This window comes from Frigoribacterium sp. PvP032, assembly GCF_017833035.1.
Taxonomy (GTDB): Bacteria; Actinomycetota; Actinomycetes; order Actinomycetales; family Microbacteriaceae; genus Frigoribacterium.
The window spans coordinates 1,707,495-1,733,417 of sequence record NZ_JAFIBM010000001.1; the positions used below are offsets into that span (position 1 = coordinate 1,707,495).

Here is a 25,923-nt window from a genome sequence, read left to right on the forward strand (position 1 = left end):
AGAAGCCATGACTGACACCGCAACCGCGCCGGTCGCGACCGAGTCGGCTCCCGGCGTCGGGCGAGTCGCCCGGGTCACGGGCCCCGTCGTCGACATCGAGTTCCCGCACGACGCCATCCCCGGCGTGTACAACGCCCTCCACACGACGATCACCATCGGCGAGACGACGAGCGAGCTGACCCTCGAGGTCGCGCAGCACCTCGGCGACGACCTGGTCCGTGCCATCGCCCTCAAGCCCACCGACGGTCTCGTCCGTGGCCAGGAGGTCACCGACACCGGTGCGCCGATCTCGGTGCCCGTCGGCGACGTCACCAAGGGCAAGGTCTTCAGCGTCACCGGCGAGATCCTGAACCTCGAGGGCAACGAGCAGGTGGAGATCACCGAGCGCTGGCCGATCCACCGCAAGCCCCCGGCGTTCGACCAGCTCGAGTCGAAGACGCAGCTCTTCGAGACGGGCATCAAGTCGATCGACCTCCTCACGCCCTACGTGCAGGGCGGCAAGATCGGTCTCTTCGGCGGTGCGGGCGTCGGCAAGACGGTCCTCATCCAGGAGATGATCCAGCGCGTCGCGCAGGACCACGGCGGAGTGTCCGTGTTCGCCGGCGTCGGTGAGCGCACCCGTGAGGGCAACGACCTCATCGCCGAGATGGACGAGGCCGGGGTGTTCGACAAGACCGCCCTCGTGTTCGGCCAGATGGACGAGCCGCCGGGGACGCGCCTCCGCGTGGCACTGTCGGCGCTGACGATGGCGGAGTACTTCCGCGACGTGCAGAAGCAGGACGTCCTGCTCTTCATCGACAACATCTTCCGCTTCACGCAGGCCGGTTCCGAGGTCTCGACCCTGCTCGGCCGCATGCCGTCCGCCGTGGGGTACCAGCCGAACCTCGCCGACGAGATGGGCGTGCTCCAGGAGCGCATCACCTCGACGCGTGGCCACTCGATCACCTCGCTGCAGGCGATCTACGTGCCGGCCGACGACTACACCGACCCGGCGCCCGCCACGACGTTCGCGCACCTCGACGCCACCACGGAGCTGTCGCGCGAGATCGCGTCGCAGGGCCTGTACCCGGCGATCGACCCGCTGACCTCGACCAGCCGCATCCTCGACCCCCGTTACCTGGGCGAGGCGCACTACAACACGGCCATCCGGGTCAAGGCGATCCTGCAGAAGAACAAGGAACTGCAGGAGATCATCGCCATCCTCGGTGTCGACGAACTCTCCGAGGAGGACAAGATCACGGTCGCGCGTGCGCGCCGGATCCAGCAGTTCCTGTCGCAGAACACCTACATGGCCAAGAAGTTCACGGGTGTCGAAGGCTCCACGGTCCCCCTCAAGGAGACCATCGAGTCCTTCACGGCCATCGCGGACGGCGAGTTCGACCACGTCGCCACGCAGGCCTTCTTCAACGTCGGCTCGATCTCCGACGTCGAAGAGAAGTGGGCTCAGATCCAGAAGGAGAACGGCTGATCGTGGCTGCTCTCACCGTGAGCGTCGTCTCGGCCGACCACGAGGTGTGGTCGGGCGAGGCGTCGTCCATCGTCGCCCGCACCGCCGAGGGTGAGATCGGGATCCTGCCGGGTCACGAGCCTCTCCTGGCGATCCTGGCCACGGGCAAGGTCCGCGTCCGCCTGACCGACGGCTCGACCGTCGAGGCGACCGCCGACGACGGGTTCCTCTCCGTCGAGAACGACACGGTCACGGTCGTCGCGCGCAACGCGCAGCTGGCCTGATCCTCGTTCGTTCCTCCGCCTGATCCACCGTGCTGTTCCTGCTGCCCCCGTCCGAGACGAAACTCGACGGGGGCAGCGGCACGTCCGGGCTCGATCTGACTGCCCTGTCGTTCTCCCAGCTGGGCGACGTGCGCCGTGACGTGACATCCCGCCTCCTCGCGTTGTCGTCCGACCGGGAGGCGGCCATGTCGGCGCTCAAGCTCGGGCCGCGTCTCGCCGGGGAGGTCGATCGCAACCTGGCCGTCGAGTCGTCACCGACGCTGCCTGCCCTCGCCCGCTACACCGGCGTCCTGTTCGACCCCGTGGGGGTCGCCGAGCTCGACGAGTCGGGCTGGCGTTGGGCCCACCGGCACATCGCCGTCCACTCGGCGTTGTTCGGCCTGGTCCGTGCCGGGGATCCCATCCCGGCGTATCGGCTGTCACACGATTCCCGGCTGCCGGAGGCGTCCCTCAAGTCGACCTGGTCGGCGCCCGTCGCGTCCCTCCTGGCCGAGGTCGTCGACGAGGGGGAGTTCGTCGTCGACCTCCGATCGGAGGGCTACGTCGCGCTCGGTCCGGCGCCGCGTCCCGGATCGGCGTTCGTCCGCGTCGTGTCCGACGCCGCCGGGCGGCGGCGTGCCCTGAACCACTTCAACAAGAAGTCGAAGGGGCTGCTGGTCCGTCGCCTCCTCGAAGATCGCCCTGAGCTCGTCGACCTGGACGACCTGCTCGAATGGGCCAGGTGGGCAGGGATCCTCCTCGAGCCGTCCGTCGGGGGCGAGCTCGCGCTCGTCTCCGAGTCGTTGCTCGGCGTCGCCCGTCAGGTGACCGGTACCGGCCCGACCCTGTAGACGATCCCCTCGTGGCGGAGCAGCCACTGCTTGGTGGGCACGCCACGACCGACCGTGTAGCCCGTCACGCCGCCGGTGCGGCCCAGCACACGATGGCACGGGACCAGCAACGGCAGGGGGTTGGACGCGACCGCGCCGCCCACGGCCCGCCCGGCCTGCGGACTCCCCACGACGCCTCCGAGTCGTCCGTACGTGGTCGTGAGCCCCCAGGGGACCGCCGCCAACGCGGACCAGACGGAGAGCTGGAAGGGCGTGCCGATCGGCCTGATCGGCAGATCGAACTGGCGGCGACGCCCGTCGAAGTAGTCGTGCACCTGGCGTCGGGCAGCCTCGAGCAGGTCGTCCGGGTGCTCGACCCGGCCGTCGTGCGGCAGGCCCTGGCCGTCGTCGACGACGACGCGCTCGACAGCGTCGAGCCTGCTGTGGATCTCGATCCGGCCGACGGGGGAGTGGAGGCGCACGAACCGCACGTCGTCCGGGTCGTCGCGCAGCCCCGGCGGCAACGGGGGAACGAGGGCGAGGTCGGGCATGGGGCCACGGTACGGAGGCCCTTCCTGGACGGGCCCCGCTGCTGGTCGCGCCTGTGGACGGCGACGGAAGCTCTGTGCCGGGGGAGGGAGCACGTCGCGGAACTCCGGGAGTCGAGACGAGACGAGACGACTGGGGGACGGGTGCCGGGGTGCAGGCGACCGGTAGCGTTGCGGTGAGGCGTGCCGCGCCTCCTCGACCACCGCCCCCGGGAGGACCCTGTGACCCGACCCGAGATGGACGACCGGCGGGACGAGCCCGACGGACTGGACGAGCCCGACGGACTGGACGAGACCGACGGACTGGACGAGACCGTCCTGGTGGTGCCCAGGGCCGGGTCGAGGGTCCCGGACGACGACACGATCGTCCGGCCCCGCGCCGTCTCCCGCGTCCCGGCCGCCGGAGCGGCACCCGCGCCGGTGGTGCCTCACGCAGTCGCGTCGCGTCGCGTGCACTCCGTCCGCCTCGGCGTCGGCACCCACCGCCTCGACGCTCCCCTAGTGATCGGCCGGCGTCCGAGTGCCCCGCGCGTCGTCTCGGGGCCCGCCGTCGTCCTCGTCGCCGTGCTCTCGCCGACGGGCGAGGTGTCGGGCAGCCACGTCCGGGTCGAGCAGGTGGGCGCGACCGTCGTGGTCACCGACCTGCGCTCGACGAACGGCACGGTCGTGACGATGCCCGGCCGCCTTCCCGTGACTCTCCGGCAGGGCGAGTCGTCCGTGGCGCTGGCAGGGACCATAGTGGACGTCGGCGACGGCAACCTCATCGAGATCCTCCCGCCTCCCCGACCCGCAGCCCAGGAAGAACCTCGCCCGTGACAGAGCTCGGCCGCCCCACGACAGCCCATCCCCTCGCCTCCGGCACGACCGGCCTCACCATCGACTGGGCCGGCGTCACCGACGTGGGCCTCCGCCGCGCGCACAACGAGGACAGCTACGTCGCCGACGCCCCGGTCTTCGTCGTCGCCGACGGCATGGGCGGGCACAGCGCCGGCGACGTCGCCAGCGACGCGGTCGTCCGGCGGGTCGCGGAGGCGGCGGTCGGGGACCGCCTGAGCACGGACGAGCTCGAGGAGGCGCTGCGACGGGCCACCGCGGACATCGCCGTGGCCGCGGCGGAGACCGAGCTCGGCGTCGGGACGACCGCGACCGGCGTGTTCCTCTCCGTCGGCGAGGCCGAGGGCGAGACCGAGTTCACCGTCTTCAACGTCGGCGACTCGCGCGTGTACCTCGTGGCGGACGGCGCCCTGCGGCAGGTCACCGTCGACCACTCCGTCGTCCAGGAGATGGTCGACGCGGGCCTGCTCCGCGCGGAGGACGCCGAGTCGCACCCTGACAGCAACGTGATCACGAGGGCGGTCGGGTTCGACGTCGACCAGCGTCCCGACTACTGGCGGGTCCCTGCCCGTGCCGGCCTGCGCCTCCTCGTGTGCTCCGACGGGCTGACGAAGGAGCTGTCCGGCGGCGACATCGAGCGGGTGCTCGCCGCTCAGCCGGAGTCGCACGCTGCCGCGTCGGCTCTCGTACGGGCGGCAGTCGAGGCCGGCGGGCGCGACAACGTGACGGCCGTCGTGGTCGACGTCCGGGGTACAGAGGGCGAGCCGGCCGAGGCGTAGCAGGGGCCCTCGTCCACAGGCGTCGGGGCCTGCTTCCTCCCCCGAAGTGGGGGAGTGTCGGACGTCCCCCGTCCGTGCCGAACGGGGCACGGGCCCCGAGGGCCCGACCTACAATGGCCCAAGGCCGACAAGGCGTCGGCGCGCCCTTCGTGGGCGCTTGCCGACGACTGCCGAGGAGGGTGACGTGGCTCGACGACTGCCGTCGCCGCCGCCGGTGCTGCCCGGCTTCTCGCACGTCCACGTGCTCGGGTCCGGCGGGTTCGCCGACGTGTTCCTCTACGAGCAGAACATGCCGAGGCGACAGGTCGCGGTCAAGGTCATGCTGAGCGAGGTCGTCAACGACCAGGTCCGTCAGATGTTCCAGGCCGAGGCCAACCTCATGGCCCAGCTCAGCGCGCATCCCTCGATCCTCACCGTCTACCAGGCGAGCGTCTCCGCCGACGGTCGTCCGTACCTCGTCATGGAGCTCTGCTCGTCGTCCCTCAGCGAGCGCTACCGGCGCGACCGCATCCCCGTCGCGGACGTGCTGCGCATCGGCGTCAAGATCGGCAGCGCCGTCGAGACAGCCCATCGTCAGGGCGTGCTCCACCGGGACGTCAAGCCCTCCAACATCCTCATGACCGCCTACGGGCATCCCGTCCTGTCCGACTTCGGCATCGCCGCCTCCCTCAGCGAGAGCGAGCCGCAGGAGGCCGTGGGCATGTCGATCCCGTGGTCGGCGCCCGAGGTGCTCCTCGACGAGACGAACGGGACGATCGAGTCCGAGGTCTGGTCCCTGGGCGCGACCGTCTACTCGCTCCTCGCCGGCCGCAGTCCGTTCGAGATCCTCGGCAGCGACAAGAACGGCGCCTCCGACCTGATCGGCCGCATCGACAAGGCCAAGCTCGTGCCGACCGGCCGCACCGACGTCCCCGCGAGCCTCGAGCGCATCCTGGCGCGGGCGATGTCACGTCGACCGGAACAGCGGCAGGCGAGCGTCCTCGAGCTCCTCCGGGAGCTCCAGCAGGTCGAGTCCGAGCTCGGCGTGGGGCAGACGCCCATCGAGGTCGCGGTCGACGACTGGGCCCTCGCGACGGTGGCCGACCTCGAGGACAGGACGCGACTGCGCGGCGCCGCGCCTGTGCAGTCGACCCGCCGACGCCGCCGTCGGCGTCGCGTGACGGAGGCCCAGGCCGCCGCCGTCCACGGCTCGGGACTCGGCCACAGCAGGGCTGTTCCCCGCAGCACGGGCACCCGGCCTGCACCCCGCAGCCGCGGGGCCCTCGTGCTCGTGTGGTCCCTGGTCGCCGCGGCCGTCGTCGCCATCGGCCTCGGCGCGACAGCCACCCTCGTCCTCGTCCGGGCCACGTCGACCGAGATCCCGCGTGTCACCGAGATCACGGCCGCGGCCGAGGGGTCGTCGGTCGTGTTCACGTGGAGCGATCCCGGCCTGCGCTCCGGCGACGCGTACATCATCTCGACCGGCTCCGACACGAGCCAGCAGACCTCGAACCGGTTCGTCGCCAGCGCCTCCGAGACGGGCGAGCAGCTCTGCATCACGGTGAGCGTCAACCGTGCCGGCCAGAGCGGCGAGCCCAGCAGAGAGCAGTGCGTCGTGGCCGGGGGCGACGAGTGACGCGCCTCGGCGCCTGGGCTCGGTCTCGACGGTCCGCCGTCGTGACCGGCGTGAGCGCGGTCGTCGTCACGGCGCTCGTCGTCACCGTGGCCGTGGCCAGCTCGGGATACGAGGCACAGCGACTCGATCTCGACGACGGCACGGTCTGGGTCGCGAACGGGTCTCGCACGGCCATCGGACGTGCCAACACCGACGTCGCCGAGCTCAACTCCGCAGTGCGGAGCACCGGGGGCGACCTGTCGGTCGCCCAGTCGCCCGACGCCGTCCTCATGGTCGACCGGAGCAGCGCGACGGTCGGCATCGTCGATCCCGCGACGTCCACCGTCGGCGACAGCGTCCCGCTGCCGCCCGAGTCGCCCGACGTGCTCCTGTCGGGCGACCGCGCCGTCGTCGTGTCGGGCGGCACGGGCGAGCTCTGGAGCCTGCCCGCCTCCGAGCTGTCGTCGTTCAGCGCGGAGGACGACGCCGACCTCAGCCTCGGCGAGGACGCTGTGACGAGCGTCGCGCCCGACGGCACGATCACCGTCTTCTCCGCTTCCAGCGGCGACGTCTCGCGAGTCGAGCCCGGGGACGCCTTCGACGTCGACTCGACCCGCTCCACCTCGCTGACGGGGTCAGGGGAGCACCAGGTCACGAGCGTCGGCACGCACTGGGCCGTGCTCGACGTGGCTGCAGGGCGACTCGTCGTCGACGGCGACGAGGTCGACCTCTCTGGCTCCGCCGCCGGTGGCCTCGCGCTGCAAGAGGCGTCAGATGACGGCGACGGCGTCCTGGTGGCGACGAGCGGTGCGCTCCTGCGGGTCCCTTTCGACGGAGGCGAGCCGAGCGAGGTCGTGACCGGCCAGACGGGGCTGCCTGCGCGGCCGGCGGTCGTCGGCTCGTGCACGTACGCGGCCTGGTCGGGCGGCACGGCGTGGAGCGACTGCTCCCGGGCTCGAGGCGGCGTGATGCAGCTCGACGGCGTCCCGGGGGCGGCTCAGCTCGTCTTCGACGTCAACGGCCGTCGGGCCGTGCTCAGCGACCCCGCCGGAGGCGGCAGCTGGGCCGTGCAGAGCCGTGGCCAGCTCATCGACAACTGGGACGAGCTGCTCGACCGCGACGACGAGCAGCAAGAAGAGGAGAACGACACCACCGACGAGCCGCCGGAGCTGGACCCTGACCAGAAGCCGCCGGTGGCGATCGACGACGACCTCGGCGCGCGCCCAGGCCGGGCCAGCACCCTCTCGGTGCTGCTGAACGACTACGACCCCAACGGCGATCCCCTCGTCGTCGACCAGGTGTCGGACCTCGACCCGGCGACGGGCCGCCTCGACGTCGTGAACGACCGTCAGCAGGTGCTGCTCACGCTCACGGACGAGGCCACCGGGTCGTTCGCGTTCGACTACACGATCAGCGACGGGCGTGGGGGGACGGCGACGGCGACCGTGGCCGTGACCGTGCGTGCGGCCGGCGAGAACAGCCCGCCGGTGCAGGTGCGGCGGACCTCGGCCGACGTGTCGTCGTCCGGGCGCGTCACGACCTCCGTGCTGGGCGACTGGGTGGATCCCGACGGCGACGCGTTCTACCTGACCAGCGCCGTCGGGGGCGACGGCGTCTCGTACAAGCCGTCCGGCGACGTCGTCTACCAGGACGCCGGCGCCGGCGCGACCACGCTCGACGTCGGCCTCGTCGTCTCGGACGGGCAGGCCGAGGGGCGCGGCAGCATGACGATCCGCGTCGCGGGGTCGTCGCCGCTCACCGCCGACTCGTTCTCCGTGCAGGCCTACGCCGGCCAGCAGCTCACCGTGAGGCCGCTGCCCTACTCCAGCGGGGGCTCGGGCTCCATCCGGCTGAACAGCGTGCCGGCCAAGAACGGCTCGACCGTCACGCCGAGCTACGAGGCAGGCACGTTCCGCTTCGTCAGCGACGAGGTGAGGACCCACAACCTCGAGTACTCGGTGACCGACGGCGACCAGACCGCGACCGGCACCATCCGGGTCGACGTCCAGTCGCCGCCCGATCCGTCGAGCCCCCCGATCACCACGCCCAAGACGGTGTTCGTCGAGACCCTGAGCAGCCAGACCCTCGACGTGGTGGCGACCGACCACGATCCCGCAGGCAACGTGCTGATGGTGACGTCCACCTCCGACGTGCCCCTCTCGTCCGGCGTCCGCGTCGAGACGCTCGACCAGCGCTACCTGCGACTCACGCTCGCCGCACCGTTGGACGACGGGCCGGTGACCTTCACCTACACCGTCACGAACGGCCTGGCGTCGGCCGAGGGGACGGTCACGGTCATCGAGACGCCGCGCCGTGCGCAGACGCAGCCACCCGTCGCGACCGACGACCAGGTCACCGTCCGCGTCGGCGACGCGATCGACATCGACGCCCTGGCCAACGACGAGCAGCCCGACGGCGACGAGATCACGCTCGTGCCCGATCTCGTCCAGGACGTCCCGGCCGACGGGGGGCTGCTCTTCGCGTCCGGCTCGATCCTGCGGTACCTCGCTCCGACCACCCCGGGCAACGTCACCGCCGTCTACGCGGTGGAGGGGCGCGACGGACAGCGCGACACCGCTCAGGTCACCATCGCGGTGCGCGAGGCGGACGCGGCGACGAACAACCCGCCCGTGCCCCAGACCGTCACCGCTCGTGTCGTCGCGGGCGAGTCGGTCCGCGTGACCGTGCCCCTGGACGGCATCGACCCCGACGGCGACAGCGTCGCGCTGCTCGGCGTGGGGACCAACCCGGAGAAGGGCAGCGTCACCAGCGTCGGCGCGGACTCGATCGAGTACCAGGCCAACGGGACGAGCGCGGGCACCGACACCTTCACGTACACCGTGGTCGACGGGCTCGGGGCCAGGGCCAGCGGCAAGGTGCGGATCGGCATCTCGGCACGCGCCGACGGCTCGCGCAACCCCATAGCCGTGGCCGACGACGTCACCATGCGTCCCGGCGGCACGATCACCGTGCGGGTGCTCGACAACGACAGCGACCCCGACGGGGGTTCCCTGTCGGTGACCGGCGTCGAGGCCAACGACGAGGGCACGACGGCGGAGGTGGTCGACGGCACCATGATCGCGGTGCGGCCGCCCGCGGCCGAGGGGCAGTACGGCCTCGTCTACACGGTCGAGAACGAGCAGGGCGGCTCGAGCTCGAGCTTCGTCACGGTCGACGTCGACGCCGACGCCCCGCTGAACCACCCCGTCGTCGACGACACCGTGCTCGACCTCAGCGACATCGCGGGGCGGCAGTCGGTCGACGTCAACGTCCTCACGAACGTCTTCTTCGCCGACGGTCCCGTCTCCTCGCTCGGCCTCCAGATCGAGCCGGGCTACGACGGCACGTCACAGGTCACTGCCGATCGCCGGATCCGGGTCACGATCACCGACTCCAGCCAGATCATCCCGTTCTCCGTGTCGCATCCCGACGACCCCGCCGTCCGCACCTACGCGTTCGTGCGCGTCCCCGGCTTCGACGACGCGCTTCCCCAGCTGGACAAGACCGCGCGCCCGCTCACGGTGGTCAGCGGAGACCGGCTGACGATCGACCTCACCCGGTACGTCATCGCCGCCGGCGGCAAGAGCATCAGGCTCACCGGCGAGGGCTCCGTGCGGGCGACCCACGCCGACGGCAGCGATCTCGTGGTCGGCCCGACGACTCTCGCGTACACCTCAGAAGAGCTCTACTTCGGCACGGCATCCGTCTCGTTCGAGGTGACCGACGGCTCGTCGGCCGACGACCCGGCGGGCCGCACCGCGACGTTGGTGCTGCCCATCACGGTGACCCCGCGCGAGAACCAGCCGCCGACGTTCACCGGGACCTCGATCGACCTCGAGCCGGGGGAGTCGCGGACCCTCGACCTGCAGCGGCTCACGTCGTACCCGTACCCGGACGACGTGTCGGAACTCCGCTGGAGCGCCGACGCCCAGTCCGTGCCCGGCTTCGCCGTGGACGTCTCAGGTCGTGAGATCACGATCACGGCCGACTCGGCCACGCCGAGGGGCACGTCCCGCGCTCTGCCCGTGACGGTGGCCGACGCCGTCACGACGGGCCAGGCAGGAGCCATCCGCCTGGCGGTGGTCGGGTCGACCAGGCCCCTGGCCCAGCCCGCGGCCGACACCCAGGCCGTGCGACGCGGCACCTCGGCGACGATCGACGTGCTCGCGAACGACCAGGCGACGAACCCGTTCCCGGGCCAGCCCCTGCAGGTCGTCGACATCCGCGGGCTCTCAGGAGGCGGGCTGCCGGCAGGAGTCAGCGTCACCCCGAGCGCGGACAAGCGCACCCTCGCCGTCTCCGTCGGGCAGTCCGCGCAGCCCGGCGACACCAACCTGCAGTACCGCGTGGCCGACGTCACGGGCGACCCCGAGCGCTACGTCTACGGCAACGTGACGATATCCGTGCAGGACGTCCCCGACGCGCCGGCCGCCCCGGTCCGCACGGGCACGTTCACAGGAGGCCAGCTGACGCTGAGCTACGCGGCGCCCCAGGCCAACAACTCGCCCCTGACGCGCTTCCGCCTGACGGGCACGGGCAGCGCGGGCGGTTCGTACTCGAAGGACTGCGGGCTCTCGACGGTCTGCACGCTCACCGACCTCGACCCGGAGCAGACGTTCCGGTTCACGGTCGTCGCCACGAACGGCCTCGGCGACTCGGCACCCAGCGCCGCGAGCCCGGCCTACAGCGCCGACTTCGTCCCGGCCGCGCCGACCGGCGTCACGGTGACGCCGTCCTCCACGACGCCGGGCGAGCTCGTCGTGTCGTGGCCCGCGGTCCCGAAGCCCGCCCGGGGCACGGCAGTGACGGGCTACACCGTCGATGTGAGCGGCACGAACGCCCCCGCGGCCCAGAACACCTCGGCGACTTCGCTCACGATCTCTGGTCTCGTGCCCAAGGAGTCGTACACGGTCAGCGTGTTCGCGCGGAACAGGGCTCAGGTGAGCAGCGACGCGGACTGGGCCCGGCGCTCGGCGGCACCCGTGGCCGCGGTCGGCGGCCTGCAGGCCCCGTCGGTCACGGCGCTCACGACGGAGCGTCAGGTCGCGGTCTCCTGGACCGCCGTCGACCCGAACGGTGCAGCCGGGGTCAGCTATCGCGTGTACCGCAACGCGACGCCGGCCGGGTGCTCGACGACCGGCACGGAGATCACGCCCCGCGGGGGGACGACGACGCTGAGCGTCGCGGACGTCGTCCCCACCGACGCGCGCTGGACGTACGTGGTGGTCGCCGACAACGGGCTCTTCTGTGCTGCCGGAGCCGGCAGCACGGAGGCCGTGTCCACCCCGCCGATCCCGGCAGACGCGTCCGTGGCCCTGGCACAGTTCGGCGACGACGGCCTCTACAAGGCGAGGGTCACCGGCGCCGGCTCGAACGGCCGCGTCGTCGTGCAGTACTCGACCGGCGGCACGTGGACCGACTCTCCCTCGGGGGACTTCTTCATCGAGACGGACAACGGGAACGGCGTCCCGCTCGACGTCCGGTTCCGCGCGTGCCGACAGGGCGACACGAAGACGGTGTGCAGCGCGGCGGGCCAGGTCTCCAGGGTCACCCCGGTCTCGGCCAAGGCCGACGTGACCAGCTGCGCCGTCGACCAGGTGCTGGGGCTCGCGATCCCCTCGAACGCCGGGACGAGACTCGAGTCGGTCGACATCCAGTTCCGCACGCTCACCGGCTGGGAGCCCGTGCGGGCCAAGGTGAGCGCCTACGACGACGTGGTGGTGCCCTCCGACACACTCGGAGTCCGGGTCCACGGCTACGCGACGTCCGGCGGCCAGACTGTCGAGGACGCGGCGGAGTGGCGCCCGCGTGCACTCCTGGACCTGGGATTCTCCTGCGACCCGGCGGCGTGACGCCCGCGTGCCCGACCACCACCACGAGAGAGACGAACACCGCATGAGCATGACCCCCGAGCAGGCGACCTGGTTCTCCGAGATCTTCGGGCGCCTCGTCGCGAACGTCGACCAGGTGCTCCTGGGCAAGACGTTCGTCGTGCGCCTGTCGTTCACAGCGCTGCTCAGCGAGGGCCACCTCCTGCTCGAGGACTTCCCGGGCACCGGCAAGACGTCGCTCGCCCGCGCCATCGCGCAGAGCGTGCAGGGCACGAGCAACCGCGTCCAGTTCACCCCCGACCTGCTCCCGGGCGACATCACCGGCGTCAGCATCTACGACCAGAAGGCGGGGGAGTTCGAGTTCCACCGCGGGCCGATCTTCTCCAACATCGTCCTGGCCGACGAGATCAACCGGGCGAGCCCGAAGACCCAGTCGGCGCTGCTCGAGGTCATGGAGGAGAACCGGGTCACGGTCGACGGCGTAAGCCACGACGTGGGGACCCCGTTCATGGTGATCGCCACGCAGAACCCCGTCGAGCAGGCCGGCACGTACCGACTGCCCGAGGCCCAGCTCGACCGTTTCATCATGAAGACGTCGATCGGCTACCCGGACCACGCCGCGACCGTCCGCATCCTCGAGGGCTCGGCCACGCGCGTCCACGAGGGCAGCCTCAGCCCCATCGTCCAGGCCGGCGTCGTCACCGAGATGGCGCAGCTCGCCCGCACGGTGCACGTCGAGTCGACCATCAGCGACTACGTCGCCCGGCTCGTCGAGGCGACCCGGACCGCCGAGGAGGTGCGGCTGGGAGTGAGCGTGCGCGGCGCCCTCGCGCTCGTCCGCACCGCCAAGACCTACGCCGCCTCCCAGGGGCGCCACTACGTGGTGCCGGACGACGTCAAGGCCCTCGCCGAGCCCGTGCTCGCGCACCGCCTGGTGCTCGACCCCGAGGCGGAGTTCGACGGCGTGACGCCCTCGAGCATCGTGAGCCAGCTGCTGATCGAGACGCCGCCGCCCTCCGAGCGGATCGCCGTGTGAGCGACGCCGGACCAGGCAGCACCGACAGCCGAGCCCGTCGCGACCGTGACTCGTCGCGGGGCCGGACGAACACCCGCGGCGGACGCACGCAGTCCCGTACGGGCTTCGACGGCGGGTTCGCGACGGGGACCCAGGGACTCACGAACGCGCGCACGCGCATCGTGGGCGACCGCTCAGGGCCCGTCGCCGACGCGCTCGTCCTCGCCGTGCGCCTCCTCCGCTCCGCCAGGACGTGGCTCGGCCGTGCGTTCCGGACGGTGTCGGGCGTCGTCACCCCCGTGGGCTGGGCCGTGCTAGTCGTGGTCCCCGTCGGCTTCGTCGTGGGCTACCTGCTGGGCTGGCTCGAGCTCGTCGTGGTGGCCTGGGCCGCGCTCGTCGTGCTCGTCGTGGCCGGGCTGAGCCTGATCGGCCGCAACGCGTTCCGGGTGGCACTCGACATCCCGCACGAGCGCGTCACCGTCGGGGAGCCCGCCTCGGGCAGCGTCGTCGTCGAGAACCCGACCCGTCGGCGCATCCTCGGCGTCTCCGTCGAGATCCCGGTCGGCGCCGGGCTCGCGGAGATCAGCCTGCCGGGCCTCCGCGGGGGCGACACCGTCACGGAGTCCTTCTCCGTGTCCACTGCGCGACGCGGCGTCATCCGGGTCGGGCCCGTGCGCACGGTCCGCGGCGACGCGGTCGGGCTGGTCCGACGCGAGCTCGAGTGGACCGGCGTCACGGAGATGTTCGTGCACCCCCGCACCATCGGGATCCCGAGCACCAGCACCGGCCTCATCCGCGACCTCGAGGGCAACCCGACCCGGGACCTCTCGCCGAGCGACATCTCGTTCCACGCGCTCCGCGAGTACCAGCCGGGCGACGAACGGCGGAACATCCACTGGAAGTCGACCGCGAAGACCGGCACGTACATGGTCCGTCAGTTCGAGGAGAGCCGTCGGAGCCACATCGTCATCGCGCTCAGCCTCGCCACCGCGGACTTCGCCACCGACGACGAGTTCGAGCTGGCCGTCAGCGTCGCCGGATCGCTCGGCGCCCGCGCCGTGCGCGACGCCCGCGAGGTGAGCGTCGTCGTGAGCGAGCGCACGCCCGAGTTCGCCAAGCGCAAGACCCTCGAGATCAGGTCGCTCAGCACCCTGACCCGCACGCGCCTCCTCGACGACCTCGCGGTCGTGGAGCACGCGGAGTCCGCCCTCGGGATCGTCGACGTCGCCCGCGTGGCCGGCGACCGCGTCGCCGGCGTCTCGGTCGCGTTCCTCGTGGTGGGCAGCACCGCCACGCTCACGCAGCTGCGCTCGGCCGGGCTGCACTTCCCGGTCGGCGTCGAGGCCGTCGCCATCGTCTGCGACCCCGAGGCCGTCCCGGGCATGACGCGCATCAGCGACCTGACCGTCCTGACCATCGGATACCTCGAGGACCTCCAGAAGTCGCTCGCACGGGCGGCCGCGACATGAGCGGCGCACAGGCTCCCGTCGCGGCGCGACCTGGCGACCTGCGGAAGCGGGTCCGTCGCCCTCGCCTCCGCGCCTCCTTCGTCCTGCTCGCGAGCGGGCTGCACGTCGTCTCGCTGCTCGCGGCGGCGGCGGTCTTCTGGCCCGTCTACCAGAGCGCGGAGTTCGTCGTGCTCGCCCTGGTCACGGTCGCGGCAGGCAGCGTGATCGCCGTCGCGGGGGCCGTGCTGCGGCTCTCGAGCTCCTGGGTGATGCTGCTCACCGTCGCCGCGTACCTGCTGCTCGGCGTGCCGCTCGCCGTCCCGTCGCAGGCCCTGTGGGGCGTGGTGCCCACGCTCGGCGGCCTCGGCCAGCTCGTCGGCGGCACGGCCCTCGCGTGGAAGCAGCTCGTCACGATCACCCTCCCGGTCGGCAGCTACGAGTCCCTGCTCGTTCCGGTGTTCGTCCTCCTGCTGCTCGCGTCGGTCGTGGGGCTGACGACGGCGCTGCGGTCGCGTCGGGCTGAGCTCGCGGCCCTCGGCCCGGTCGTCGTCTGGCTGGTCGGCATCGTCCTCGGCCCCGCCCAGGCTTTCCTGCCCGTCGTCTCGGGGCTCACGATCTCGGTCGTCTCGGTGGCGTGGGTGGTCTGGTGGCGTCTGCGCCGCCGTCGGCTCGCCGTGGATGCTCTGGGCGGCAGCGTCAGCGGCAGCGGCAGCACCGGCGGCGCCGCGCGCGCGCACGGTCACGGGTCCGTCGCCGGCCGGGCCGTCGCGGGGACCGTGGTCACCCTCGTCGTCGCCGGCGTCGCCGCCGCAGGTGCCGCCGCGGTCCTGCCGCCCTCGGCGGAGCGCACGGTCGCGCGGACCGTGGTCGCGCAGCCGTTCGACCCGCGGGACGTGGTCAGCCCGTTGACCCGGTTCCGCGTCTACGAGCAGGACCCGACGGTGGACGAGGCTCTCTTCGAGGTCCAGGGCCTCGCGCCCGGACGGCTCCTCCGCCTCGCGACGCTCGACACCTACGACGGCGTCGCCTACACGGTGGGCAGCGACCAGGTGACGAGCGAGTCCGGCTCGTTCGACCGGGTCCCGTCGGACTTCGACCAGTCGGCGGTGCCCGGCCGTCAGACCACGATCGCCGTCACCGTCGACGGGTACCGCGGGGTCTGGCTGCCGACCGTCGGCAAGTTCGAGTCGATCGACTTCGGCGGCGCGACGGCCACCGATCGGCGCGACTCCTTCTTCTACAACGACACGAGCGGGACCGCCGCCGTCGTCGGCGGGCTCGAGGCGGGCGACAGCTACCGGCTGGAGGCCGTGTTGCCCGACCAGCCCGCAGAGGGCGCGCTCGAGCGCCTCACGCCCGGCTCGGCCCGGGTCCCCACGCCGCGCGCGGTCCCCGACGAGCTGACCAACGCCGTGCAGGAGGCGGCGGAGGGCGTGCAGGGACCGGGCGCCCGCCTGCAGGCTGCCTTGGACATGCTCGCCGAGGACGGCTACATCAGCCACGGTGTCGGGCCGGACGAGCCCGTCAGCTTGTCGGGCCACGGCTCGGCGCGCATCGCCCAGCTCTTCACCGATCCCGTGATGGTGGGCGACGCAGAGCAGTACGCGACGGCTGCGGCCCTCATGGCCGACGAGCTCGGCTTCCCCTCACGAGTGGTCATGGGCTTCGTTCCCGACGCGGACGAGCTCGCGGACGCGACGGGTCCCGTGCCGGTGCGCGGGGGAGACGTCACGGCGTGGATCGAGGTCGACACCGCCCAGGCGGGCTGGGTCGCCCTGGATCCCGTCCCGGTCGAGCGTCCCATCCCCGAGGACGTCGTGCAGGACCCGAGCCAGGTGTCGCGCCCCGAGTCGGTGGTGCAGCCGCCGCCCCAGGAGCCGCAGGTGCGGGACGACCAGACGCCGCCGCAGTCCGAGCAGGAGGACCCCGACACGTCGCCCGCGTGGTTGGCGGTGTTGCTCGTCGTCGCGCGGGTGGCCGGCTGGACGGCGCTCGTCGCGGGCCTGGTCGCGGCGCCGTTCCTCGCCGTCGTGGCGCTCAAGGTGCGGCGACGTCGTGCGCGTCGTCGCGCGCCCGACGCCGCCTCGCGCATCACGGGCGGCTGGCGCGAGTTCGAGGACGCCGTCGTCGACCACGGCATCGAGACCCCGCGGTCGGGCACGCGGAGCGAGGTCGCGCAGGCGGTCGGCGGAGCACGGCCGGCCGTGCTGGCACGCGTCGCCGACCGGGCCGTCTTCGCCCCGACGCCGCCCCCCGTCGAGGACGCCGACCGCGTCTGGGCGGCCGTGGCGGAGATGCGCCGGTCGCTCGACGCCGACCTGACACGGTGGCAGCGAGCCAGGGCCGCGGTCTCGCTGCGCTCGCTCCGTGGATACCATGGCGGGACACGTCCCGAGCGTTAGAGGTCCCGATGCACTGCCCCACCTGCGACAGTCCGCTGCCCGTCGGCGCCATGTTCTGCGGAGAGTGCGGCCGCGCCGTCACGAGCGCGGACGTCGCCGCGGCGGCCGCCCGTCGGGACGAGGGCGTGGGCACGGGCGTCGACACGAGCACGTCGGCAGAGCCGCCGGCGTGGCGACTGCGCCAGCCGCCTCGGCCCACGACCTCGGGCGACGCGCCCTGGTGGGTCCGCGACCGCCGCGTCGAGCAGGAGCCGGTCGAGCAGCGCCCGGTCGAGCAGCGCCCGGTCGAGGCGAACCCGGCCGAGCAGCATCCGGTCGAGCAGCGTCCGGCCGAGCAGCGTCCAGCTGAGCAGAGTCCGGTCGAGCAGGTGGCCGAGGACACGCCTCCTGCGTGGGTCGTCCCCGCCCGGCCGGTCGACGCGACCGGCCCTGACGAGCTGGTGCACGATCGCGAGGCCGCGGCTCGGGAGCACCAGGACCAGTCGCCCTCCGCCGAGGTCGCGGGCGAGCCTGAGCTGCCGTCGACGGCCGTGGGGGCCGGCGACACGGCGGCTGCGTCGGCGACTCCGCCCGCCCGGGTGGCTCCGGCCGCCTCCGCGCCCGCCCCGGTGCCGCTGCGCGCACCGGCGCCGCATCCCGACAACGGACCGCGTCCGACGTCGGCCCCGTTGTGGACGGCGTCGCTCACGCCGCGGCCGTCCGAGGACGAGGCCCCGGCAGCGCACGACGAGACGGTCGCCGAGGTCCGGGCTCCCGAGGTCGTCGACGCGGGTGCGTCCGTCGACGAGCCGAACGCCCCCCGGGGCGACACCGCGCGTCCAGAAGGCGAACAGGGCGGCGCGTCCCGGGGAACGACCGAGGGCGACGCCGCCGGGGACGAGCCGGATCGATCTGCGGAGGGCCCGGCTGAGTCTTCTTCGCCGGAGGACGAGACGGCCGCACGGATCGATCGCGTGGAGTCCGCACCGACGCCAGACGACGAGGGCGTCCCGGACCTCGAGCCCGCGTCTGCATCTGCGTCTGCGTCTGAGCCTGCGCCTGCCGCGGTGGAGCCGCCTGGAGGGACGGCGGCCGGTCCTTCGTCGCCGGTGCGCCTCCGAGTGCCTGCTCCCGACAGCACGGTCGGCGACACGGCCCCGGTGGTCCCTGTGCCCCGGGCCGTCCCCGGCGTGTCCCCGGCGGTCGCTCCGGTGTCGGACGACGGCCCGGTGCCGCTGGTCGAGCCAGGTCAGCAGAAGGTCGTCGAGCACTGCACTCACTGCGGCGCGCTCCTCGACGAGGACGACATCTTCTGCCCCGAGTGCGGTGCGGTCGTGCAGTCGGTGGCGCTGTCGTTCACCGGACCGGTTGCGCCGCTCCCGCCGGGGTGGCGCCCCGGTGCGACGGCCCCGGCCCCGGCCCCGGCTGCGGCGCCCGAGTCCGAGCCCGAGTCCGCACCTGCACCCACGCCCGAGCGCGTCGTCGACGAGCGAGCGTCGTGGGCACGTCCCGTCGACGAGCAGTCCGTCGAGCCCCCGGCCGCGGCGCCGGTCGAGCCGGTCCGTCGAGGTGCGGTCCCGGGACGCCCCGCGGACACGACCGGCCGCGACGACTCCGCCGGACTGCCCGAGCTGCCACCCATGCCGGCCGCTCCGGCGACCTCGGCGCTGTCGGGCCTCCTCGACGACACGCGCTCCCGGCTGGTCTCGGACGACGACGTCGACGAGACCCGTCTCGTCAGGAGGGGCCCGGTCGGCACCGAGTACCTCCTGCAGTTCAGCACGGGCGAGAGCGTCACGGTCGACGGCTCCGGCCTGCTCGGGCGTGCACCGTCGCCGCAGCCGGGGGAGCGGTTCGACCACCTCGTGCGCATCGCCGACCCGGGCAAGTCGGTCTCGAAGACCCATCTCGAGTTCGGGCAGGAGCTCGGCGCCCTCTGGGTCAGCGACCGCTGGTCCGGCAACGGCACCGTGGTGCGTCCTCACGAGCAACCCGCCCGACGCGTCGAGCCCGGCACGCGCGTGCGCGTCGCCCGTGGCACGAGGGTCGAGATCGGCGAGCAGTTCTTCATCGTGAGCTGATCCCTCCCCAGGGGGCTCGACCGTTCGCGGCCGGGCTCCGGCCTGTGCACGGGTGCCTCGCCCGTCCCTCGTCGTGGTGGGCTGGCCCCGTGACCCCACTCGTCCCCGACAGCACCGCCTCCGTGAGCGGGCCGATCGTGGTCCCTGCCCCGTCGCCGGCACGATCGCCGTGGGTCCTGTCCGTCGTCGCCGCGGCGGGGGCCGGCGCGGCGGTCGCCGCGGCCGGAGCGGCGCGGGGCCAGCTCGACCCGGTCGCCGTCCTCCTGTCAGCAGCTGCGGTCCTGCTCGGCCAGGCTCTCGCAGGCCTCGTGGCGCGGCATGCCGACCGGGCCGCCCGTGACCGGTGGCTCGCGGCCCTCGACGAGATCGGGACGGTCTGCGACGCCCGGCTCGAGTCTCGTCGCCGGTCCCTGCGCCGGCTCTGGCCGACGTCGGCCGATCTCGTCGAGCAGCTGCGTCGAGGTGAGCCCCCGCCCGTCGTCGGCCTCTCCTCACTCGTCGTGCTCGGCACCGGACCTGTCGACAGCGGCATCGTCCTCGTGGGCGACGGTGCCTCCTCCGTCGCCCCGCACGTCCGGGCCCAGGCGCTCCGAGACCGCGTCGCCGACGTGCCCGACGGGCCGCTGTGCGTCGACGCGGCCGGGGGAGTGCACGTGCGCGGCCCGGCCCTGCTGGCCCGTTCGCTGGCGGGCGGCTACCGAGCCCAGCTGCGGCACCGCGGGGCTCCCGAGGGCCTCGTGACCTGGCAGCAGGCCTGGCCCGCCGAGCCCTCGGCCGACCCGACCTCGGGCGACGGGACCAGGTCGAGCGCCGTCGCAGGAGGCGGGGCCCCCGACGTCGCTGTGGCCTGTGTCGTCGAGATCTCGAGCCACGGCGTCGCCACCGTCGTCCGTCGCGACGGCTCGGCCTGCTCTGTGCCGGTCGTCCCGGCCTGGACGTCGCTCGTGGACGCGCCCGAGGCTCCCGGGGCACACGGCGCCCCCGACGCTCCCTGCGGCAGCGACGCCCCCGACGTCCTCCGTCGTCAGCCGGTCAGGCCCGAGCGCCCGTGAGCTCGTCGCTGAGGCGCAGCGAACCGACCGGGACGCCGCCGCCGAGCACCTTCTCGAGCGTGGCCGAGGTCACGCGGTCGGCAGCCGCCTGCTCCACGACGCCCTGCTCGACCAGCAGGTGCAGGGCGACCAGGGTGCCGGCCCGGACGTTGCCGTCGAGGATCTTGACGGCGACGCCGACGCCGCTGGTGGTGCCCATCACCATGACGCCCTCGGCCCCGAGCTTGGCGAAGACGCCGAGCTCGTCGATCGTGACCGTGTTGTCCCGTCCAGGGCCGTCGATCGCCCACGCGTCGGCGAGCACCGAGCGGACGAGGTGCGCCGCGTCGGGGTCACGGTCGTCGCGGACGTCGCCGGCGGACCCGGCCACCCGTGCGACGGCCCGTGCGAGCCCCGTGACGGTCGTGGCGAACACGGGCGCGCCGCAGCCGTCGGTGCCGGCATGGTCGACGACCTCGCCGGTGAACTCGGCGACGGTCTCGCGCACGGCGGCCTGGAGCGGGTGGTCGATCGCGGTGTAGGTCGCCGTGTCCCAGCCCTGCTGGTCGCACGCGAGGAGGAAGGCGGCGTGCTTGCCCGAGCAGTTCATCGCTGCGCGACGGGGCTCGTCCAGCGACCGGGCGCTGCGGCGGTCGCCGGGCCAGTCGACGGGGCAGAGCAGGTCGTGCTCGTGGTGGTCGCCGCGGGCGAGCAGCGCCTCGACGACCTCGAGGTGTGCAGGCGTGCCCGCGTGGCTGGCGGTGGACAGCACCGCCTGGGGCCCCTGCAGGTCGACCCCGGCGCGCAGCACCGTGAGCGCCTGCAGCGGCTTGAGGCACGACCGGGGGTAGATGGAGGCGCCGACGTCGCCGACCGAGCGCAGCACGGCGCCGTCGGGCCCGACGACGACCCCGGCGCCGAGGTGCCGGCTCTCCTCCAGGCCCGAGCGGACGAGGACGGCCAGCTCGACGCTGCCGTCGGCGGTGAGGGGACGGCGCGTGCCGGCCGCGGAGCTGCTCAGGTGGGTCATGATGGGGAGTGTATCGACGCCCCGCCGAGGAGGATCCCGTACTCGACCACCACTACGCAGTCGACCTCGCCTGGACCGGCGACCGAGGCGTCGGCACGACGTCGTACCGCAGCTACGGGCGCGACGCGACCGTGTCCGCAGCCGGCAAGCTGCACGACATCCAGGGGTCCGCCGACCGCACGTTCCACGGCGACGCCGACCGCTGGAACCCGGAAGAGCTGCTGCTGGCCGCCCTGGCCGAGTGCCACCTCCTCAGCTACCTGCACGTCGCCGCGTCCGCGGGCGTGGTCGTGGTCGCCTACCGCGACTCGGCCGAGGGCTCGATGACGCAGACCGCCGACGGGGGAGGCCGCTTCACGTCGGCCACGCTGCGGCCGGTCGTCACGGTCGCGGACGCGTCCATGGTCGAGCTCGCGGGGACGCTGCACGCCGAGGCCGCCCGCAAGTGCTTCATCGCGGCGTCCGTCGCGTTCCCGGTCGGCCACGAGCCCACGACGCTGGTGGCCGCCACGTCCTGACGCGGTGACGCGGCTGCGCGGTGACGCGTGCCGTCGTCGTTCAGCGGCCCCTCCGACGGCGTGGGGCAGAATGGCCGGACCCGGTGCCCAGTGCGCCGCCCCGGCCTCGTGCCCTCCCTGCCCCTCGATCGAGAGACCCCCATGCGCCGCTCCCTCTCCCTGCTCGCCGTCCCCGTCCTCGTGCTGGGGCTCGCCTCCTGCGCCTCCGAGGCCAGCACCGGCGACACCGCGACCACCGCGCCGTCCTCGTCGTCGAGCGCCCCCTCCGACGTGCCCACGCGCGCCAGCGGCGAGGCACAGGAGCCGCAGGCGGGCTTCCCGACCGTCGAGCTCGACTCCGACGGCCGCCCCACCGTCACACTGCCCGGCACCGAGGCGCCGACCGAGCTCCAGGTCGAGACGCTCATCAAGGGCGACGGTCCCGTCGTCGAGGACGGCGCCCAGGTCACCGTCCAGTACCAGGGGTCGCTCTGGAAGGACGGCACGGTCTTCGACGAGAGCTGGAAGCGCGGCGAGCCGACCACCTTCGGCACCGGCCAGGTCATCCCCGGCTTCGCCGCCGGCATCGTCGGCCAGACCGTCGGCTCCCAGACGCTGGTCGTCATCCCGCCGGCTGAGGGCTACGGCGAGGCGGGCGCGCCCCAGGCCGGCATCGCGGGCGACGACACGCTCGTCTTCGTGATCGACATCCTGGCCGCGAACTGACCGTGGCGACTGCCGGTCGCCGCGCGCGCCTCCTCTGCCTGGTCGGGGTGCCGCTGCTCGCGGCGGCCCTCGTCGGCTGCACGGACGACGCGGCGCCCGGGCCGTCGGCCACCACCCCCGGCGCGAGCCCGGCCGCGACCGCCTGCCTCGGCGGAGGCGCCGAGGCGGACTCGGTCGAGGTGTCGGGCGAGGTGGGGCAGGAGCCGACCGTCACGCTGCCCGGCCCCCTCGGCGCGGCGACGAGCCAGCGGGCCGTGGTCTCTCAGGGCACCGGGCCCGAGACGAAGTCCGGCGACGTCGTCCAGGTGGCCGTGACGGTCTTCGACGCGACGACCGGCGCCGAGCTGAGCTCCGCCGGCTACGAGCGGGGCAGCGGCGAGCAGCTCACCATCAGCGCCGACTACTACGTGCCCGGCCTCGAGGCCGCCCTGCTCTGCAACCAGGCGGGCTCCCGCTCCGTCACGGTGGCCAGCGCCGCCGACATGCAGCCGGCCCAGACGGGCACCGCGCCGCCCAACGCGGCCGCCGTGATCGTCGTCGACACGTTCTCGATCGTGCCGACGCGCGCCACCGGCGTGGACCAGCCCGCGCAGCCAGGACTCCCCGAGGTGACGCTCGCCGACGACGGCCGTCCGACCGTGACGATCCCCGACGCCGACCCGCCCTCCGAGCTGCAGATCGCGGTGCTCAAGAAGGGCGACGGCGAGGTCGTCCCCGACCCCGCGAACGTGACCGTCCAGTACCAGGGCGTCAACTGGCGCGACGGGAAGGTCTTCGACGAGAGCTGGGGCAAGGGGACTCCCACCCCGTTCTCGACCGCGCAGGTCGTCCCGGGCTTCGCCGCGGCGATGATCGGGCAGACCGTCGGCTCGCAGGTGCTCGTCGTCGTGCCGCCCGCCGAGGGCTACGGCGACGGCGGGCAGCCGAGCGCCGGCATCGAGGGCGGCGACACCCTCGTGTTCGTCATCGACGTCCTCGCCGTGGCCTGAGCGGCACCTCCGTGCCGTGTCGGCGGCCGCCCCTAGGCTGACCGCATGCGTCGCGTCATCCTCCTCGGCTCCACCGGCTCCATCGGCGTGCAGGCGCTCGACGTCGTCGCCGCCAATCCCGACCTGTTCACCGTCGTCGGGCTGTCGGCCGGCACGAACGCCGCCCTGCTGGCCGAGCAGGCCGCCCGTTTCGGGGTCGAGCACACCGCACTCGGCACCGACGAGTCTGTCGCGCTCGTCCGCGACGTCGAGGCCGACGTCGTCGTCAACGGCATCACCGGCAGCGTCGGCCTGGCCCCGACGCTCGCGGTGCTCGACTCGGGCGCCACGCTGGCCCTGGCCAACAAGGAGAGCCTGATCGTCGGCGGCGACCTCGTGCGCGAGCGCGCCGCCCCGGGGCAGATCGTGCCCGTCGACTCCGAGCACTCGGCCATCGCGCAGGCGCTCCGGTCCGGCGACCGGGGCGAGGTCCGTCGTCTCGTGCTCACCGCCTCCGGCGGGCCGTTCCGAGGTCGGACGCGCGCCTCCCTCGCCGACGTGACCCCCGCCGAGGCCCTCGCGCACCCCACGTGGGACATGGGCCGCGTCGTCACGACGAACTCGTCGACCCTCGTGAACAAGGGGCTCGAGGTCATCGAGGCGCACCTGCTGTTCGACGTCGACTACGACCACATCGACGTCACCGTGCACCCGCAGTCGATCGTGCACTCCATGGTCGAGTTCGTCGACGGCTCGACGATCGCGCAGGCGTCACCGCCCGACATGCGGCTGCCGATCTCGCTCGGCATGGCGTGGCCCGACCGCGTGCCCGGCGTGGGCGTGCCCCTCGACTGGACGACAGCCTCCACCTGGACCTTCGAGCCGCTCGACGACGAGGCGTTCCCGTCGGTGCTGCTGGCGAAGCAGGTCGGCCGGGCGGGCGCCACCTGGCCGGCCGTCTTCAACGCGGCGAACGAGCAGGCGGTCCACGCGTTCCACGACGGCCGGGTCGGCTACCTCGGCATCCTCGACACCGTGCGCGAGGTCGTCGACCGGCACACGGCCGGGCCGAGCACCCTCGAGGGCGTGCTCGAGGCCGAGCGCTGGGCCCGCGAGGCGGCCGACGCGCTGCTCGCCCGGTAGGGACCGGCCCGCGGCTCCTGGGCACGGCGAGCCGAGGAGGCGCGAGCCCGTATGCTCACAGCGCCGTCATGGCCGGTGCGGGGCCGGCTCCCCGTCTCGGACGGCTACCCTTGCCCGGTGGAAACCGTCCTGCTCTACCTGCTCGGCATCGTCGTGATCGTCATCGGGCTCGCCGTGTCGATCGCCCTGCACGAGATCGGGCACCTCGTGCCGGCCAAGAAGTTCGGCGTGAAGGTCGGGCAGTACATGATCGGCTTCGGGCCGACGATCTTCTCCCGCCGCCGGGGCGAGACCGAGTACGGCGTCAAGGCGCTGCCGCTCGGCGGATACATCTCGATGTCGGGCATGTACCCGCCTGCCCGCGACGGCCAGGAGGGGCGGACGGCGAGCACGGGCTTCTTCCAGACCCTCGTGCAGGACGCCCGCACCGCCAGCGCCGACACGGTCGACCAGGGCGACGAGCACCGCACCTTCTACCGTCTGCCCGTCTACAAGCGGATCATCATCATGCTCGGCGGCCCGACGATGAACCTGCTGATCGCGATCGTGCTCTTCACGATCCTGCTGTGCGGCTTCGGCACGGCCCAGTCGAGCACGACCGTGGGCCTCGTCAACCAGTGCGTGCTGCCCGCCGGGTCGACCGAGACCGAGTGCCCGGCCGACGCCACCGCTGCGCCCGCCTTCGCCGCCGGCATGCAGAACGGCGACCGCATCGTGTCGATCGACGGCGTCGCCATGAACGACGGCGACCAGGTGACGAGCGCGTTCCGTGCTGCTCCCGACCAGGCGCTGAGCGTGGTCGTCGAGCGCGACGGCAGCGAGCAGACGCTCGAGGTCACGCCGGCTCTCTCGGCTCGTCAGGTGCTCGACTCGGCAGGAGTGCCCGTCGTCGGCGACGACGGCGCACCCGTGACGCAGGAGGTCGGCTTCGTCGGCATCGGCTTCGCCACGGTGACTGTGCAGCAGCCGATCACTGCCGTGCTGCCGACCGTCGGCACGAACATCGGACACGTCGCCAACGTCATCGTGCACCTGCCGCAGCGCATGGTCGCCGTCGCCCAGGCCGCCTTCGGCGGAGGAGAACGCGACGCGAACGGCCCCGTCAGCGTCGTCGGCGTCGGACGGATGGCGGGCGAGGTGGTCAGCCTCGACACCGTGCCGATCGTCGACCGGGCCGCGTTCCTCGTGAGCCTGCTCGCCAGCCTCAACGTCGCCCTCTTCGTCTTCAACCTCGTGCCGCTGATGCCCCTCGACGGCGGCCACGTGGCCGGCGCGCTGATCGAGGCTGTCCGCCGCGGCTTCGCGAAGTTGTTCCGCCGCCCCGACCCCGGGCCCGTCGACACGGCGAAGGTCATCCCGTTGACCTTCGCGGTCGTGATCGTCCTCGGCGGGATGGGGCTGCTGCTCGCCTACGCCGACATCGTCAACCCGATCTCGCTGATCCGCTGATCCGCCGATCTGGTCGCCGGCTGGCCGG

At 73.0% G+C, this 25,923-nt stretch carries 19 protein-coding genes; 17 read left to right on the forward strand and 2 right to left on the reverse strand.

Features of this window, described 5'->3' with window-relative positions; translation table 11 throughout:
- Positions 1-7: 7 nt before the first annotated feature.
- Genes atpD through JOE35_RS07895 form a run of 3 tightly spaced genes read left to right on the forward strand, consistent with a single transcriptional unit; the run spans position 8 to position 2,561 of the window.
- Positions 8-1,468, forward strand: a complete 1,461-nt coding sequence (gene atpD / locus JOE35_RS07885; RefSeq protein ID WP_209560631.1) for a F0F1 ATP synthase subunit beta — start codon at positions 8-10, stop codon at positions 1,466-1,468.
- A gap of 2 nt (positions 1,469-1,470) precedes the next feature.
- Positions 1,471-1,731 (forward strand): F0F1 ATP synthase subunit epsilon, encoded by a 261-nt coding sequence (locus JOE35_RS07890; RefSeq protein ID WP_123546308.1) that lies wholly within the window; start codon positions 1,471-1,473, stop codon positions 1,729-1,731.
- A gap of 29 nt (positions 1,732-1,760) precedes the next feature.
- On the forward strand, positions 1,761-2,561 hold the full coding sequence (locus JOE35_RS07895) for a YaaA family protein (RefSeq protein ID WP_209560632.1): 801 nt from the start codon (positions 1,761-1,763) through the stop codon (positions 2,559-2,561).
- On the opposite strand, the gene JOE35_RS07900 is transcribed toward JOE35_RS07895, so the two are convergent.
- Complete coding sequence (locus tag JOE35_RS07900; protein ID WP_245186072.1) at positions 2,531-3,091, reverse strand: methylated-DNA--[protein]-cysteine S-methyltransferase; 561 nt, start codon at positions 3,089-3,091, stop codon at positions 2,531-2,533. The genes JOE35_RS07895 and JOE35_RS07900 overlap by 31 nt on opposite strands.
- A gap of 219 nt (positions 3,092-3,310) precedes the next feature.
- Here JOE35_RS07900 and JOE35_RS16085 point away from each other — a divergent pair, with 219 nt between their 5' ends.
- From JOE35_RS16085 to JOE35_RS07945, 9 genes are all read left to right on the forward strand, one after another.
- Positions 3,311-3,904 carry an FHA domain-containing protein gene (locus JOE35_RS16085; RefSeq protein WP_209560633.1) on the forward strand — a complete coding sequence of 198 codons (594 nt, stop codon included), beginning with the start codon at positions 3,311-3,313 and terminating at the stop codon, positions 3,902-3,904.
- Entirely contained in the window at positions 3,901-4,701 is an 801-nt protein-coding gene (locus JOE35_RS16090) for a PP2C family serine/threonine-protein phosphatase (RefSeq protein ID WP_209560634.1), read from the forward strand. The genes JOE35_RS16085 and JOE35_RS16090 overlap by 4 nt, the downstream gene beginning before the upstream one ends.
- Positions 4,702-4,885: 184 nt before the next feature.
- Positions 4,886-6,316 (forward strand): serine/threonine-protein kinase, encoded by a 1,431-nt coding sequence (locus JOE35_RS07915; RefSeq protein WP_209560635.1) that lies wholly within the window; start codon positions 4,886-4,888, stop codon positions 6,314-6,316.
- Between the two features lie 41 nt (positions 6,317-6,357).
- On the forward strand, positions 6,358-12,147 hold the full coding sequence (locus JOE35_RS07920) for an Ig-like domain-containing protein (RefSeq protein WP_209560636.1): 5,790 nt from the start codon (positions 6,358-6,360) through the stop codon (positions 12,145-12,147).
- Between the two features lie 43 nt (positions 12,148-12,190).
- Positions 12,191-13,162, forward strand: coding sequence for a MoxR family ATPase (locus JOE35_RS07925; RefSeq protein ID WP_209560637.1), 972 nt, complete (start codon positions 12,191-12,193; stop codon positions 13,160-13,162).
- Positions 13,159-14,610 (forward strand): DUF58 domain-containing protein, encoded by a 1,452-nt coding sequence (locus tag JOE35_RS16095; RefSeq protein WP_307802992.1) that lies wholly within the window; start codon positions 13,159-13,161, stop codon positions 14,608-14,610. Before JOE35_RS07925 ends, JOE35_RS16095 begins: the two co-directional genes overlap by 4 nt.
- Positions 14,607-16,991 (forward strand): transglutaminase-like domain-containing protein, encoded by a 2,385-nt coding sequence (locus JOE35_RS07935; RefSeq protein ID WP_209560638.1) that lies wholly within the window; start codon positions 14,607-14,609, stop codon positions 16,989-16,991. The genes JOE35_RS16095 and JOE35_RS07935 overlap by 4 nt, the downstream gene beginning before the upstream one ends.
- Positions 16,992-16,999: 8 nt before the next feature.
- Positions 17,000-19,051 (forward strand): zinc-ribbon domain-containing protein, encoded by a 2,052-nt coding sequence (locus tag JOE35_RS07940; protein ID WP_209560639.1) that lies wholly within the window; start codon positions 17,000-17,002, stop codon positions 19,049-19,051.
- An 89-nt stretch (positions 19,052-19,140) separates the two neighbouring features.
- Positions 19,141-20,103, forward strand: a complete 963-nt coding sequence (locus tag JOE35_RS07945) for a hypothetical protein (protein WP_209560640.1) — start codon at positions 19,141-19,143, stop codon at positions 20,101-20,103.
- Here the strand turns inward: JOE35_RS07945 and JOE35_RS07950 are convergent.
- A complete protein-coding gene (locus JOE35_RS07950) occupies positions 20,084-21,112 on the reverse strand; it encodes an asparaginase (protein WP_209560641.1) in 1,029 nt (342 codons plus the stop codon). The genes JOE35_RS07945 and JOE35_RS07950 overlap by 20 nt on opposite strands.
- 8 nt (positions 21,113-21,120) lie before the next feature.
- On the opposite strand from JOE35_RS07950, the gene JOE35_RS07955 reads away from it, so the two are divergent.
- The 5 genes from JOE35_RS07955 (at position 21,121) to JOE35_RS07975 (ending at position 25,895) form a co-directional block, all read left to right on the forward strand.
- Positions 21,121-21,630 (forward strand): OsmC family protein, encoded by a 510-nt coding sequence (locus JOE35_RS07955; protein ID WP_209560642.1) that lies wholly within the window; start codon positions 21,121-21,123, stop codon positions 21,628-21,630.
- A 141-nt stretch (positions 21,631-21,771) separates the two neighbouring features.
- Entirely contained in the window at positions 21,772-22,335 is a 564-nt protein-coding gene (locus JOE35_RS07960) for an FKBP-type peptidyl-prolyl cis-trans isomerase (protein WP_209560643.1), read from the forward strand.
- Between the two features lie 2 nt (positions 22,336-22,337).
- On the forward strand, positions 22,338-23,324 hold the full coding sequence (locus JOE35_RS16100; protein WP_209560644.1) for an FKBP-type peptidyl-prolyl cis-trans isomerase: 987 nt from the start codon (positions 22,338-22,340) through the stop codon (positions 23,322-23,324).
- A gap of 45 nt (positions 23,325-23,369) precedes the next feature.
- Entirely contained in the window at positions 23,370-24,446 is a 1,077-nt protein-coding gene (gene dxr / locus JOE35_RS07970) for a 1-deoxy-D-xylulose-5-phosphate reductoisomerase (protein ID WP_209560645.1), read from the forward strand.
- Positions 24,447-24,563: 117 nt separating this feature from the next.
- Positions 24,564-25,895, forward strand: coding sequence for a site-2 protease family protein (locus JOE35_RS07975; RefSeq protein ID WP_307802993.1), 1,332 nt, complete (start codon positions 24,564-24,566; stop codon positions 25,893-25,895).
- The last annotated feature ends 28 nt before the right edge of the window (positions 25,896-25,923 follow it).